Source organism: Rhodopirellula europaea 6C (genome assembly GCF_000338295.1).
Lineage (GTDB): Bacteria > Planctomycetota > Planctomycetia > Pirellulales > Pirellulaceae > Rhodopirellula > Rhodopirellula europaea.
Genome location: NZ_ANMO01000006.1, coordinates 1 through 13,478, shown reverse-complemented (window position 1 = coordinate 13,478; position 13,478 = coordinate 1). Strand labels below are relative to the sequence as shown.

14 protein-coding genes are annotated in these 13,478 nt (G+C 56.2%); 1 reads left to right on the top strand and 13 read right to left on the bottom strand.

Annotation, left to right across the window (positions count from 1 at the left end):
* Positions 1-144 precede the first annotated feature (144 nt).
* The 13 genes from RE6C_RS00280 to RE6C_RS00215 all read right to left on the bottom strand — a co-directional run bounded on the left by RE6C_RS00280 (position 145) and on the right by RE6C_RS00215 (position 11,632).
* Positions 145-1,884: a Na(+)/H(+) antiporter subunit D gene (locus RE6C_RS00280; protein ID WP_008652771.1), complete on the bottom strand. Its 1,740-nt coding sequence runs from the start codon at positions 1,882-1,884 to the stop codon at positions 145-147.
* Positions 1,881-2,207, bottom strand: a complete 327-nt coding sequence (locus RE6C_RS00275) for a hypothetical protein (protein WP_007328229.1) — start codon at positions 2,205-2,207, stop codon at positions 1,881-1,883. Before RE6C_RS00275 ends, RE6C_RS00280 begins: the two co-directional genes overlap by 4 nt.
* Positions 2,204-3,751, bottom strand: a complete 1,548-nt coding sequence (locus RE6C_RS00270; RefSeq protein ID WP_008652767.1) for a proton-conducting transporter transmembrane domain-containing protein — start codon at positions 3,749-3,751, stop codon at positions 2,204-2,206. The genes RE6C_RS00275 and RE6C_RS00270 overlap by 4 nt, the downstream gene beginning before the upstream one ends.
* Positions 3,748-5,226, bottom strand: coding sequence for a monovalent cation/H+ antiporter subunit D family protein (locus tag RE6C_RS00265; RefSeq protein ID WP_007332743.1), 1,479 nt, complete (start codon positions 5,224-5,226; stop codon positions 3,748-3,750). The genes RE6C_RS00270 and RE6C_RS00265 overlap by 4 nt, the downstream gene beginning before the upstream one ends.
* Positions 5,223-5,822 carry a sodium:proton antiporter gene (locus tag RE6C_RS00260; RefSeq protein ID WP_037199997.1) on the bottom strand — a complete coding sequence of 200 codons (600 nt, stop codon included), beginning with the start codon at positions 5,820-5,822 and terminating at the stop codon, positions 5,223-5,225. The genes RE6C_RS00265 and RE6C_RS00260 overlap by 4 nt, the downstream gene beginning before the upstream one ends.
* The gene (locus RE6C_RS00255) at positions 5,819-6,256 is read right to left on the bottom strand and encodes a Na(+)/H(+) antiporter subunit B (RefSeq protein ID WP_007332741.1); all 438 of its coding nucleotides are present in this window, start codon (positions 6,254-6,256) and stop codon (positions 5,819-5,821) included. The genes RE6C_RS00260 and RE6C_RS00255 overlap by 4 nt, the downstream gene beginning before the upstream one ends.
* Positions 6,253-6,831, bottom strand: a complete 579-nt coding sequence (locus tag RE6C_RS00250) for a DUF4040 domain-containing protein (protein WP_007332740.1) — start codon at positions 6,829-6,831, stop codon at positions 6,253-6,255. The genes RE6C_RS00255 and RE6C_RS00250 overlap by 4 nt, the downstream gene beginning before the upstream one ends.
* Positions 6,828-7,190, bottom strand: a complete 363-nt coding sequence (gene mnhG, locus RE6C_RS00245) for a monovalent cation/H(+) antiporter subunit G (RefSeq protein ID WP_008652762.1) — start codon at positions 7,188-7,190, stop codon at positions 6,828-6,830. Before mnhG ends, RE6C_RS00250 begins: the two co-directional genes overlap by 4 nt.
* A gap of 13 nt (positions 7,191-7,203) precedes the next feature.
* Entirely contained in the window at positions 7,204-7,629 is a 426-nt protein-coding gene (locus tag RE6C_RS00240) for an MrpF/PhaF family protein (RefSeq protein ID WP_236617827.1), read from the bottom strand.
* On the bottom strand, positions 7,629-8,111 hold the full coding sequence (locus tag RE6C_RS00235) for a Na+/H+ antiporter subunit E (protein ID WP_008652755.1): 483 nt from the start codon (positions 8,109-8,111) through the stop codon (positions 7,629-7,631). Before RE6C_RS00235 ends, RE6C_RS00240 begins: the two co-directional genes overlap by 1 nt.
* 450 nt (positions 8,112-8,561) lie before the next feature.
* A complete protein-coding gene (locus RE6C_RS00230) occupies positions 8,562-9,317 on the bottom strand; it encodes a tetratricopeptide repeat protein (RefSeq protein ID WP_008652741.1) in 756 nt (251 codons plus the stop codon).
* A gap of 7 nt (positions 9,318-9,324) precedes the next feature.
* Positions 9,325-10,107: a tetratricopeptide repeat protein gene (locus tag RE6C_RS00225; protein WP_008652740.1), complete on the bottom strand. Its 783-nt coding sequence runs from the start codon at positions 10,105-10,107 to the stop codon at positions 9,325-9,327.
* A 268-nt stretch (positions 10,108-10,375) separates the two neighbouring features.
* A complete protein-coding gene (locus tag RE6C_RS00215; RefSeq protein WP_039960802.1) occupies positions 10,376-11,632 on the bottom strand; it encodes an outer membrane protein assembly factor BamB family protein in 1,257 nt (418 codons plus the stop codon).
* A 383-nt stretch (positions 11,633-12,015) separates the two neighbouring features.
* Here RE6C_RS00215 and RE6C_RS00210 point away from each other — a divergent pair, with 383 nt between their 5' ends.
* Positions 12,016-13,296 (top strand): AraC family transcriptional regulator, encoded by a 1,281-nt coding sequence (locus tag RE6C_RS00210; RefSeq protein WP_008652733.1) that lies wholly within the window; start codon positions 12,016-12,018, stop codon positions 13,294-13,296.
* The last annotated feature ends 182 nt before the right edge of the window (positions 13,297-13,478 follow it).

Here is a 13,478-nt window from a genome sequence, read left to right as displayed (position 1 = left end):
GATCATCGCGAATCCAGATCGGCTTTGGCGGGCTGTTGATTTTATGAGCCGTACCGCGTTAGCGGCGGTTAGTCAAACGCCAACCGGGGCGAACGCCCATCGGCTAATTGTTGTCATTCGGTATACGACTAAATCAACAGGCTGTTAGGTGTAGTAGAGCACCAAGCTGATCGCGAGCAGCGTTGCGGCCCAGAACGCCATCGTGCTGGTGGACCAAGTTCGACCGATCCAACCGTTGACGTTGAACGAACGCTGCACCATCCGAAGTCCACTTCGCAGCGTCAACAAAAAGTCGTGGCGGAACGTTTGGTCGACCAGTTCGATTGCGACTTGGCCGCCACGAGTGGCTTTTGGAATCAAGCGGCGGTAGACCCAATCGGTGTCCAAATTCACGGCTCGCTGCTCCGCGGGATAGAGGCCTGACTTCATCAACGCGACGAAGGCGAGAGCCGCGAACATCAGCAATTGAAGCTGAGTGACGACGTGGGTGATGGTGTATGGATGGTAGTCCACATCAAACGGAAGCAGTCGGTACAGCAATGGATAGGCGATTCCCAGTGCGACGCACGAGAAGGCCGCGATGCTCATCGCCAACAACATGTTCCATGGGGCTTCCTTGACGCGTTTGCCACTATCGTGGGCAAAGAACGCGAAGAACGGAATCTTGATTCCTGAGTGCTCCATCACACCAGCCGAGGCGATCAGCAACACGATCCAAACGCCGAACATGTGTTCTTCGCCGGCGGCGGAGATGATCATGGATTTGCTGACAAAACCACTGAGCAGCGGAAAGCCGGAGATCGCTCCCGCACCAATCATGCAAAACGCGGTCGTCCATGGCATCGACTTGTGAAGTCCACCCAGTTCGGTTGCTTTCGCCGTGCCGACGCGAAACAGCACCGCACCGACGGACATGAATAGCAACGATTTGTAAATGATGTGACAGAACGCGTGAGCCACGGTCCCGTTGATGGCCAGCTCCGTTCCGATGCCGACGCCGACAACCATGAACCCGAGTTGGTTGTTGAGCGAATACGCGAGGACTCGTCGGAGGTCGTTTTCGATCACCGCGAAGATGATGGGGAACAACGTCATGATGCAGCCGACGGTGATCAATGGATCAAAGCCTGCAAAGCCGCGAGCCAGCGAGTACACGGCCAACTTTGTTGTGAACGCACTGAGGAATACGGTGCCGGTCACGGTCGCTTTGGGATAGGAATCTTGCAACCAGTTGTGCAGCAGTGGGAAGGCACACTTGATTGCAAAAGCGATCAAGACGCACCAAGCGGCGGGCGAAATCGCTTCAACACCAAACAGGGTTTGCCCTTCGCTGACGAACAGCTCGAATTTCAGCGAGCCTGTTTCGACGTACTGAATGATCGCTCCCGTGAGCAGCAATACTCCCGAGCCGACCTGCACGATTAGGTAGCGCATCCCGGCTCGATACGCCGCGGGTGTATCCGATGCCCAAACCAAAAACACGCTGCTGATTGCAGTGAGTTCCCAGAACACAAACAGCGTCATCAAGTCACCGGCACAGCACGCACCGATGGCCGCGCCGGCGTAGACCATTCCGGCGATGTGTTGCCGAGTGTCTCGCACGTGCAACGCATAAATCGCGGACACGATGGCCGCGATATGGAACACCAATCCGAACGGACGGCTGAGAGAGTCAACGCGAATGGGTTGGAGTTCAGCGCCCAACATCGAAAATGTCTTCGCGGTTTCTCCATCGCCTAGAACCGGCGTGAACCAGAACAGCAAGCCGCTCAGAATGGCGAGGCCAAGTGCACCGCCGGCCTGGGCCCGCTTGGGCAACAGCCAAAGGAAGACGCCGCCGACAATCATCGGCCATCCAGGAGGCAAAGCAGACAACAGATTCATGCTTGTTCTCCTGAGGTGTTGTCTTCGGGGCGGTCCAGACGCGGGAATTCGTTTTCGGGTTCAGGGTCGTAGTAACCCTCAGGCTTTTTGATCAACGGACGCAGCAACGTTCCCAAGAACACAACTGCCACAAAGGCAATGAAGCCAAACCAAGCTTGGAAGCCGAAAAATGTTTCGACTTTGCCAAAGTGTGGGTGAGGGTTCTCGTAGAATAAATCGGCGAGAACAAGCAGCACGCAAACGACGACCAAGCCGATGATCATCCGCCGGATGTTCTGCGGTCGTTCGAACCAACTGGGGTCGGAAGGAGGTGTGTGGCTCATGAGTTTGGCGTCTGCGTGATCGGCAACAGGGCTTCGTAAATCCAGTCGGCGGCGAAGAACAATGCGACGCTGCAAATCGCGGCGATGCACAGTGGAACCACGCACATCATGGGGGCTTCGTGAATCCCGTCGGTTGGTGCGTGATGATGCGAGTCGTGCTCGTCGGCTTCGTGCCCGTGTGCATCATCACTGTGTGATTCATCCGTCTTGGGTTTGCCCATGAAGGCAAGCATTGGGATCGGCACCAAGTAAGCAATGTTGAGCAGCGAACTGACCATCAACGCAGCAGTGAGCAGGTACTGGTGAGTCTCCACGGTGCCAACGGCCAAGAACCATTTGCTCCAGGCACCGCCGCCGGGCGGCAACCCAATGATGCTGACCGAGGCCAACAGGAACGCACCAAAGGTGAACGGCATTTGTCGGCCGAGTCCACGCATGTCGCTGATATTTTTCTTGTGAGCTCCGACGTAGATTGCACCGGCACAGAAAAACAGCGTGATCTTGCCGACCGCGTGCATTGCGATGTGCATGCCGCCTCCGATGATGCTGTTCGGCGTCGCGAGGGCGGCGCCCAGTGTGATGTAGGCCAGTTGACCGATCGTCGAATAGGCTAGTCGTGCTTTCAGGTTGTCTTTGGTCATCGCGACCAAGGACGCGACCACCAACGAGAACCCGGCAACGTAGGCCAGCCAAAGGTTCACGCCTGAATTGGTGAGCAAGTCCAACCCGAAGATGTAGACCACCACTTTCAGCACCGAGAACACGCCGACCTTGACCACCGCGACCGCGTGCAACAATGCACTGACGGGCGTTGGTGCGACCATGGCGGCGGGCAGCCAGCGATGAAACGGCATCAGGGCGGCTTTGCCAATCCCGAACGCAAACAAAGCCAGCAGCAGGCCAAGTCCGACGCTGGAGATCTTTTCGTCAGCGACGGGTTCCGCCAGGATTCCTCCGAGCGTGAATTCCAAGGTACCGGCCAGCGAGTAAGTCCAAGCAATCGCGAGCATGAAAAACGCGATCGAGGTCGACAGCAAAATCCCGAGGTAAACCCGTCCGCCGTTGCGAGCTTCTTCATTGCCGTGGTGCGTGACCAAGGGATAGGTCGAGATCGTCATGACCTCGTAGGCAACAAACAGCGTGAACAGGTTCTTCGCATAAGCGGCCGCGATGGCCGCGAAAATGGCGAAGGCGAAGCAGCCAAAGAATCGTGTCTGATTGTCTTCGTTGTGGCCCCGCATGTAGCCGACCGCGTAGATCGTCGTCAGGATCCAAAGCCCCGAAGCAACGAGAGCGAAAAGCATCCCCAACGGTTCGACTTTGAATGCGATTTGGAATCCGGGCAACCACTCACCCCACATCCATTCCGGACGCTCGCCGGCGAACACGCCGCTGGCCATTCGGCATGTCAGCAAAAAGAGAATGGTGGCGACGGTTAGCGTGCAGCCTTCGCGAACGTTCGGCGATTTGCCGGTTAGCGTGAGCAGCACATAGGCAATCAGCGGCAGCAGCAACGAGAGCCAAATTTGCATCGAATCGGTCATGGCGTGGCTCCCAACAATCCCGCTGCCGCGGCGGCGGCCAAATCAGCGGAGTAAGTGGTCCAAACACCAAACACAAATGTTCCTGCTAAGACGACATAGGTTGGGATCAACATGCCCAGCGGAGCCTCCTTGGCCTTCAATACTTTGGCGGTCGGTTCACTGAAGTACAGCGTTTCGACCACTCGCCAGACGTAGACCACCGCCAGCAAAGAACTCAGCAGCATCAGCACGGCGACCGGCCACATGCCTTTTTCCATTGCCGCGGTGAGAAGCAACCATTTGCTGATGAAGCCAGCTGTCACGGGAACACCGATCAACGCCAGCCCACCGATCGCCCAACCGAGCGACGTCCAGGGCATCGTTTTTCCGGCACCTTTCCAATCGTCCAGTTTGACGCTGCCCAATCGCAGCGCGAAGCAACCAACGATCATGAACAACCCGCCTTTGATCAACGCGTGATTGAACATGTGCACGATGCCGGCGGTCAGTCCACCTGGCGTCGACATGCTAATTCCTAAAATCATGTATCCGATCTGAGCGACGCTGGAATAGGCCAGCAACCGCTTCACGTTGGCTTGGTAGATTGCCGCGGTCGATGCGACAAAGATTCCGACCAATGCCAGAATGGTCAGCTCGGTATCAAGCGGCAGGTAGTCGAAGGCGAATCCCGGCGTGATGATTCCAAAGATCACACGAATGAACGCGTACACCGAAACCTTCGTTGCGGTCGCGGCAATGAAGCAGGTCACCACCGATGGGGCATACGTGTACGCGTTGGGCAGCCACGTGTGCAGCGGGAACACCGCCATCTTTACGCACAATCCGATGACCAAGAAACTGAAGGCAACCAGAACAGTGCGAGGACCGTTTTCTTGTGGAACGCGAGCGGCGATGTCGGCCATATTGAGCGTGCCGGTCATCTGATACAGCAGACCGATGCCAATCAAAATGAATGTGGCACCGATGCTGCCAATGATCAGGTACTGGAACGCGGCCAACGGGGCTCGGCGAGTTTGCCCGAGACTGATCAGTGCGTAGGACGACAGGGACGAGATTTCAAGGAAGACAAAGACATTGAAAAGGTCACCCGTCACGCACATGCCCATCAATCCGGTCAAGCACAACAAATATGTTGCGTAGAACAGGTAGTGCTTTGATCGAGCGATTTCGTCGTCAACGGATTTCGGTGCGTAGACCAGAACGATCGCACCAATGCCCGACACGAACATCATCACAAAGGATGACAGTGAATCGACCAGGTATTCGATGCCGTACGGCGGAGCCCAGCCGCCCAGGTTGTACCGGATGACTCCGGTTTGATTGACTTGCGCGACCAATGCGATGGAAATGCCAAACGTGATCCAGGAGACCAGCAACGCGAGCGTGTAGGCGGCGGTTCGCTGGTGCAAGATCACGCACAGCGGAGCCGCGACCAACGGCAACACGATCAATAGAATCGGGAGATGTTCCGTCAATTCACTGACTCCGAATCGGTGGGGGTGTCGGGTGAACTCCCGGCCAGTGAATGAGTGTCTGCGTCAATCCATTGGTCCTCGTCGTCGTCATCTGGCAAGCCATCGGCGCGATCAATTTCCAAAATTCGGTCTTCCTCGATCGTTCCGTAGTCTTCGCGAATGCGAACGACCAACGCGAGTGCCAGCGCGGTGGTGGCGATGCCAACCACGATCGCCGTCAGCATCAAAACGCTGGGCAATGGGTTGGAGTAAATGATGTCGGCACCGGGCAAATCAGCGTGCGCGGCATGCGCTCCGACAATCTCTTCGGAGACGGTTCCGAGGGCGTGGGTTCCGTGCTCGCTGTGGCCGGTCTCGTGCATCGCTTTGGCCTGAGCCTCGGCGACTTCGGGAGGAATGATCGGTGCCGTGCCGCCGCGAACTTTGCCCATCGTGACGTAGAGCAAAAACACGGACGTTTGAAAAATGTTCAGACCGATCACGGCTTTGATGAGGTTTCTTCGTGCCAGCACGATGTAGAAACCGGTCATCATCAAGACGATCACGATCCAGTAATTGTAGAGCCCTGCGGCTTGTTCCAAGGCTGGACTATTCATACGAATCGACTCCGGCTGGCGAAGGCGTAAAAAATCATCGTCATCACCGAGGTCACCGTGATTCCCACGCCGACTTCCACCAAGAAGATCCCCAGGTGTTGTCCACCGGGCAGGTATTTGTGGTTGAAGGAGTGTTCTAGAACGTCGTAGTCCAAAAAATTGCCGCCCAGCATCATCGTGGCGAAGCCGGTGCCGGCGTAAACCAAGACGCCGATCGCCATCAGTTTTTCGATCACGATGGGTGGAGCAACACGTTTGATCGCATCGAGACCGAAGACCAGGCCGTAGAGAATCAGCGCCGAAGCAAAGATCACTCCCGCCTGAAAACCACCGCCGGGTCCGTAGTCACCGTGGAACTGGACATAAAACGCGAATAGCAAGATGTACGGGATCAGCAGTTTGGTGATCACGCGAATGATTGGAAACTTGATCATGCGTTTGCCTTCCGTCGACGTCGTTTGGCTCGGTTCGCGATCGCCGGACGTTCCATTTCGTCTCGTCTCAGGATCAGCAACACGGCGATGCCGGCTGTCAGCACAACGGTGGTTTCACCGAGCGTGTCGTAACCCCGGTATGACGCCAGCAACGCGGTGACCACGTTGGGCAATCCGTGCATGTCATCGAGTGATCGTTCAACAAACGAAGGATCCGGATGTTGATGGACGACCGCGTTGGGGTCGCCATAGTGCGGCATGTCGAGCGTGCCGTAAATCAAGGCTCCGCCCGTGACCAGCACAACAAGCAACGGCACGATTGGCGATCGCTTGGTCGGTTGCTCTTGTTCGCCCGTGAGCGCCAGCGTGCTGAGCATCAACACGGTGGAAATGCCCGCTCCGACAGCGGCTTCCGTGAACGCAACATCGGGTGCGTCCAGGATCATCATCCAGGATGCACTCAGAAAACTGTAAATGCCGGTGAACATTACCGCGGCCCACAACTGTCGCAATCTCGCGACCGTCACGGCGGTGAGTGCCAGCAACGCCAGGATGGCAAAGACGACCCAATTCATGAGGCGTCTCCGTCACGCGGGCCGTAGGGCGGGTTCATTATGGTGTTCGGTTTGGGTTTGACGTCGAGTTCTGGTTTAACACCGTGAATCAACGCCGAGTGTGCCAGTGCGTGGCATGAACTGGGGCTGGTGATGGTCAGGAAAAACAAAATTGCAAGCAGCTTTGCCGCAACCAACGTCGGACCAGCCAAGCACAACAGCCCGATCAAAATCAGGCCGGCACCCATCGTGTCGGTGATGCCGCCACCGTGCATGCGCGAGAAGAACTCGGGCAACCGGATGATTCCAATTCCACCCACGATGGAAAAGAACGCTCCCGCGATCAAAAAGAACCAGCTTGCGATTTCCAACGCGATCATGAGTCACCTCTCATCAGGCGGGTTCCTCACCAAAGCTGCGGTACTGAGTGAATCGCAATAAAGCGACCATGCCGATGAAGTTCATCAGGCTGTAGAGCAATGCGAGATCGAGAAAGTCGGTCCGTGCGGTCACGAAACTGACCACACAAATGAACAGCACCGTTTTGGTGCCGAACATGTTGAGCGCGAGCACGCGGTCGAAAACCGTCGGACCGGCCATCGCGCGAATCAAAGCGAGCGTCATCGTGACCAAGACGGCCGCGGACGTCGCCATCATCACGTGATGCGTTGCACTCAATTGGAATGCTTGAGCGGAATGATTCAGCATGTTGTGCAGGTCGGCGGAGCTCGCGTGCCCACGCCCCGACGCCGAATGGGCAACGTGACCGGCCGCTTCGCTCGCAGCGAACATCAGTGGCATCATGCAACAGGGAATCATCACTTGGATTTCTCCAGTCGGCAGATGCGTTCGTCCATCTCACCGGACATGTCTTCCTCGGTTTCTTCCAGGTTCAAACCATGGATCAAGATTTTGTCGTCTTCCATCTGGACCGACACGGTGCCGGGAGTCAGCGTGATGGAGTTTGCCAGGATGACTCGTCCGAGTTCGCATTTTTGATGCGACCGGATCGTGATCATGTTGCGTTTCAGCTTCATCTTGCGCGACAAAATGATCTTGGCGACGGCCAAGTTGCTTTCAACAATTTCCTTCGCCAACCAAGGTGCATAGAACACGAACGGGCGGATGCCGAGCTGAGCCGGGGCGCCTTCCTCATCAACGATTTTCATTCGCAACGAGACGTAGAGGCTGACCAGCACCGACAACGCACCGAGTCCAAGAAGGAACGGGTTGTCAAAGTGTCCTGACCAGAGCAGCCAGGTCGCGATCAATGCGACAGTGAGCCAAAACGCGTATCTCACGAGAGGATCCGATCCGTGGGGAGATGTGCAAAACGTAGACACGTTATCCACAAACTCGCGTTCGCAACAAGTGGGACCGGTGCGATAAATCGTTTTGATCGAACGATTTATTTGCGAGGGTTCAGATGTCTACCAACAACCGATCGCAAGCCGCTCTTTGAACGAGTCGATCACGATCAAACGATTGTGTTTGCCTGGTTTAGCTGGCTTGCTCAGTTTGTTGTTTGCGTTGTCTGGCCGGCCTGTCGTTTTGCAATGATGCAACCGAAGGAATCAGGTTCATATCGATGCATTGGCCGCAGCAAACGACGTGGAGGCAGTGCATCGGGACGATTCATTGTTCTTGGCGGAAGCCAGCAATTCACCGAGTTGTTCGACGAGCCGTTCAGGTCGCGGCCAGCATCGATGTTTGTGGTTCCAGGCGGTTTGCCCAGGCTGCGGGGAATGGCCTCAAGCGACGTTGCTTTGTTGCGCAGTGAACGATTGTTTGGTCAGCGTTTTCAATCGCGATGCGCACAGGCGAGCTCGGTTGACATCGTCGCAGTCAAAGAAAACGTTCGCGATGCGTTTGAGACAGCACTGGCAGTTCACCTCATCGAGCCGGTCCGGGATGACTGGCGTGAGAACCTTGATCGCGTCGGTCTTGCGTTCGAGTCGAATCAGCAAAGACGCCAGTCCGATTCGAAAGTGGACGTTGCGCGGATCGAGCGAGATTGCATGTCGAATCAACGACTCGCAGATTTCGGATGGATGGCCGCACTGCTGGGCGTAGTAACCCATTTGATAGTGAACTTCGGGCTGCTCCGGATTCAAAATGCCCGCCTGCCGGCAAGCCTCCATGGCCAACCGCGGCGCGTCGATCGCTTCCAATCCGGCCGCGATTCGCAACAGCTCCGCACTGGAGACTTTGCCCGACGTCGCGACCGACATCAGCAGCTCCATGGAAAGGTTGTGTCTGCCGACGGATCCATATGCGATCGCCAGTTCAATCTGGACCGCCCGCGAAAGCGGTTGAATTAGGGCGGCACGTTCGAGTGCATCGATGCCTTCATCGAATTCGCAGAAGCAGAGGCTGGCCATGCCCAGCAAAGTCAGGGCGTCGGCGTCGTCCGGATCTTGGGCCAATGCGTATTGAGCAAACTGGATCGCGTGAGCGAAGCGACCGGCCTCGAACTCGAGGTGAGCGATGGAGAGTGATTCATTCATGGTGGATTTACAGCGTTGGTTTGGCAGATTGGATCGGCTTGGCGGCACGTTCAGCCCGCAAAGCTTTGGATCGTTCATGACAGGCGATCGCTAAATCGGTGTGGTTGTGACGGGTTAACAAGTCGGCAATCCGTTGCAAACAACTAAAGCATGTTGCTGTTCGGATCTGTTCGACCTCAAAGGTGAGAGCGACTTCGAGTGCTTCGCTTTCGCGTTGCAGTTGGATCAGCAATGAAACCAGCCCGACTCGGTAGTGCACGTTGCCGGTGTCCAATGCCAGGGCACGCCGAGTCAGCGCTTCGCTGATGTACAACGCGTGACCACAGTGGGCGGAGTAAACGCCCATGTCGTAGTAAGCTTGCGCGACCGAATCGTCTCGCTCCGTGATCCACTCGCAGACCTTCATGGCAAGCTGAGGTGAATCAATCGCGGACAAACCGCCGGCAACCTTCAGCATCAAATCCGCATCCAAGCGGCGGCTGAGTGCGAGTTCCAAATACAATTCGCGTGCCAAGTCGATTCGGCGAAGTTGTGCGTAGCACGACGCGAGCGTGATCCGGGCTTCGTCTGGGATTGGGCCGAGCAGACTTGCTTTTTCGATTGCATCGGCGGCTTCGACCACGCGACCGCGATCATGAAGTGCCAACCCAAGCAACACGGCCGGTTCGATGTCGTCGTGCGACTGCGAAAGGATGTCTTCCGCTGCGAGAAGCTGGATGACTCGATTAGCATCGCTGCTGGCATGTGCATGCCACGCGAGATCGAGAGTTTCTTGATTGATTTTTGCCACGGGGCCAACCTTGATGACGGATTACGTGCCTCAAGACGTTCGAGGCAAACAGGTCATGGCTGGCTGGCATCAAGGCGATCGGAGTGCGAATGTCGGCGTTCGACATGTGCTTCACGATCGCCGAGCATTGCTCGCTGGCTATCGAAAACCAGATGCTTATTGCGACTGGTTCGCAGTATGGTAGCGAATCGTTGATTTGCGTCAACATCGCTTGCGAAAAAGAATCCTCGGCCGGCGATGTGCTCAACCGGCGATGTGACTGCAAACGCTATTTCGCCCCGATCGCGTACAGTTTGTCTCCGCGACGGATCAGCAGTCGGTCGCCGGCTGGTGCGGCGGCGTAAAGCACATTTCCGCCGCCGAAACCTGGCGTTTTCTCTCCGTCGCCGCCTTCGGGCCAACAACGGTTTTCGGCGATCTCTTTGCCATCGGCCAGCGAGATCACGCTGGTCGTCCCCTTGTAGCCGAACAGGTACAGGTTGCCGCCCGCGACCAATGGAGTCGCCCAGAGCCCTCCCGAATCCGTCCGTTTCGCGGAGACTTGTTCGCCCGTTTCCAAATCCAACCGATAGAGCACTCCGGTTCGATTGACGATCGCGGCGGTGTCACCCGCAACGACTGGACTTCCGAACGTGCAGGTTGCCTTCTTGGCTTGCCATACAAATCCCGCTTGGAACTTACCGTCGTCGCCTTTGCTGATTTCGATCAAGCCGTTGCTGGCCGCCGACGCGCCCGCGTTGGTTTCGCCGCGACCATCGGAAGCTCCGATTAGAAAGCGTCCCTCACTGACAATCGTTGGTGTGTTGGATGTGTTGTTGGAAAGGTCGGTGAATTCCCAAAGACGTTCTCCCGTCGATGGATCCAAACCAACCAGTTTTCCGCTGGCGCTGCACACGAGTTGTTGGCCATCTTCGACAGGCACCAATCGCGGTGACGCCCATGATGTCGCGCCCAACCCATCGGCTTTCCAGATGTCTTCGCCAGTCGTTGGATTGACGGCCAAAATGTAAGGAGCTTCCTCCCGTTCAACCCACACAAAAACGCGAGTCGAGTCGGCTTCCAAAGATGCGGATAAACCATGACGAGCGGTGATGGGACCGAACTCAGCGACGAGGTCTCGTTTCCATTGTGTTTCGCCCGATGGTGAGATCGCCAGCAGAACACCGCCTTCGAAAAAGGCGACAAAGCCTGCTTCGGTTGCGACGGCGCTTGGTGCGGCGCGGCTGACCATGGGAGAGTTTTTGAAGGGCGATGGGTTGGCGACGTCGACTTGCCAATTCAGTTCGCCGGTATCAATCGCGAAAGATGACACGTGGTAATCGTCCTTGTTCTCGCCGCTGGTTGAGGTCACAACGATTTGGTCGTGAGCCACGATCGGTGTTGATTGGCCGTACCCTTTGATGTCGGCTGTCCAAGCAATGTTTTGCTCGGGTGACCACTCCGTCGGCAATGCGGTGTCGATCGACGAAAGCCCGCCGTTTTGAAACTTGGGCCATTGGCCTTCGATCGCGGAGGCGTTTGGCATTCCCGCCAACATCAAGTACGTCGCAACCAGGATGGGCGCGCCAAGTGGAAGGCGAGTGAAGCAATGTTTTGCTGAGCGTCGAAGTGAAGGCACGAGGAGAGTCCTGGATGTGAGTGATGGTGATCGTCTCTTTTCACTCTGACCCAGCGGCAGATCCTTTGCCAACCCGCCCTGCGTTTTTGTTACCGATCTTGGAATGCATGTTCACCTGCTGCTCGGCTGAATCAGCACTGATTCCGATCGGTTCAGCCAAACGTCTTGCGACATGGTGAAGGAAGTGGCTCGCAAATGTGGAGTCACGTGTGGCTCGCGAATTGCGGCGTCTTTGTGTTCTGTTAGACTGGTTGATGCCTATAGACTCTGTGTTGCGTCCCTCGTAGGTAATGATTTGCGACAAATGGGTGTCGTTTTGCGACAACGTGTCCGGCTTTGGAGAAATCACGTCAGTGACTCATATCAATCGACCCCGAATCGCGTTGCTGGTGGAGGTCTCACGGGCCTATGGTCGCGAGCTTCTGCGGGGCATCGCGTTTTATGCGAGGACGAAGGGCGATTGGTCGTTGTTGCATGAAGAGATGACGATCGATTCGGTGGTGCCCGATTGGATATCCAGAACACGCGTCGACGGCGTGATCGCACGTCTGGATCACCACAGCATCGATCCGCTTCGAAAGTTGCGAGTCCCGATCGTGGACGTGCGTGGCAACCGAAAGTTTCCAGGCGTGCCACAGGTCGTGGCTGACAACGAGCGAATCGCTGAGATGGCGTTCGAGCATCTTTGGGAACGCGGCTTTCGACGCTTCGCGTTTTGCGGCTTTCGATTCGCGACGTATTCCGACGACAGGTTGATTGCGTTTCGCAGACTGGTGGAGAAGGCTGGTTGTCCATTCACCGAACATCAATCACCGGGTGCTCCCGGCATCACGTTGAGAGAACTCGAACGGGCCGGCGTTGTTGAACAAGAGGCTTTGGTTGAATGGTTGTCGACATTGGAACGGCCCACTGGCTTGTTTGTGTGCAACGACATTCGCGGGCAACAAGTTCTCAATGCATGTCGGTTTGCAAACATCGCCGTGCCTGACGATGTGGGTGTGATCGGCGTCGATGACGATGACACGATTTGTTCGATTTGTGATCCATCGCTCTCAAGCGTGCGGCCCAATGCGGAATTGGCGGGATACCGAGCCGCCGAGATCTTGCAACAAATGCTCAACGGCTGGGTGCCTGACAAAGAAGTCGAACGTATCCCGCCGATTTCAGTGACGGAACGATTGTCGACCAAAGTTGTCGCGGTCGAAGACGCTGAACTTGCACGAGTGTGTCGCTTCATCCGCCAGAACGCTTGCAACGGAATCAACGTTGGTGACGTGGTCGAGTTCACATCGCTATCGCGTCGGCAACTTGAGCGACGTTTCCGAGACGTGCTGGGCCACACGCCGCATCATCAGATCACGGTGACTCAGTTGGAACGGGTGCGTCAGTTGTTGACTGAAACCGACATGACGTTGGAACAAATCGCTCCTCTGGCCGGCTACAGTCACAAGGAAAGTCTCGGCGCGGTATTCAAACGTGAGACTGGCCAGTCGCCCGGCGAGTACCGGACGGAGCAACAGAAAAAAGGCAAAGGTGCTCGCGAAGAGTTGGGTGAGGCCGAGTCGAATTAGACGTCGAAACGATGGCTCACGAGCTGTGCTGGCAGGCGAATGATCTTGGTACGCAAAACAACTCATTCATTGCTATACGAAACATCAATTCCGAACCAATCGATTGAGTGAATACGAATGACGAATCCAAAGGACTTCCCAAAGAGCTTCCCAAAGAGCTTCCCAAAGGGCTTCACAAAGGG

Bases quoted from the DNA above. Each gene is read 5' to 3' on its own strand.
- RE6C_RS00240 (WP_236617827.1), bottom strand. From the start codon at position 7,629: ATGATTCCCTGTTGCATGATGCCACTGATGTTCGCTGCGAGCGAAGCG.
- RE6C_RS00260 (WP_037199997.1), bottom strand. From the start codon at position 5,822: ATGAATAGTCCAGCCTTGGAACAAGCCGCAGGGCTCTACAATTACTGG.
- RE6C_RS00275 (WP_007328229.1), bottom strand. From the start codon at position 2,207: ATGAGCCACACACCTCCTTCCGACCCCAGTTGGTTCGAACGACCGCAG.
- RE6C_RS00280 (WP_008652771.1), bottom strand. From the start codon at position 1,884: ATGAATCTGTTGTCTGCTTTGCCTCCTGGATGGCCGATGATTGTCGGC.
- RE6C_RS00255 (WP_007332741.1), bottom strand. From the start codon at position 6,256: ATGATCAAGTTTCCAATCATTCGCGTGATCACCAAACTGCTGATCCCG.
- RE6C_RS00250 (WP_007332740.1), bottom strand. From the start codon at position 6,831: ATGAATTGGGTCGTCTTTGCCATCCTGGCGTTGCTGGCACTCACCGCC.
- RE6C_RS00230 (WP_008652741.1), bottom strand. From the start codon at position 9,317: ATGAATGAATCACTCTCCATCGCTCACCTCGAGTTCGAGGCCGGTCGC.
- RE6C_RS00215 (WP_039960802.1), bottom strand. From the start codon at position 11,632: ATGCCAAACGCCTCCGCGATCGAAGGCCAATGGCCCAAGTTTCAAAAC.
- RE6C_RS00210 (WP_008652733.1), top strand. From the start codon at position 12,016: ATGATTTGCGACAAATGGGTGTCGTTTTGCGACAACGTGTCCGGCTTT.
- RE6C_RS00270 (WP_008652767.1), bottom strand. From the start codon at position 3,751: ATGACCGATTCGATGCAAATTTGGCTCTCGTTGCTGCTGCCGCTGATT.
- mnhG (WP_008652762.1), bottom strand. From the start codon at position 7,190: ATGATCGCGTTGGAAATCGCAAGCTGGTTCTTTTTGATCGCGGGAGCG.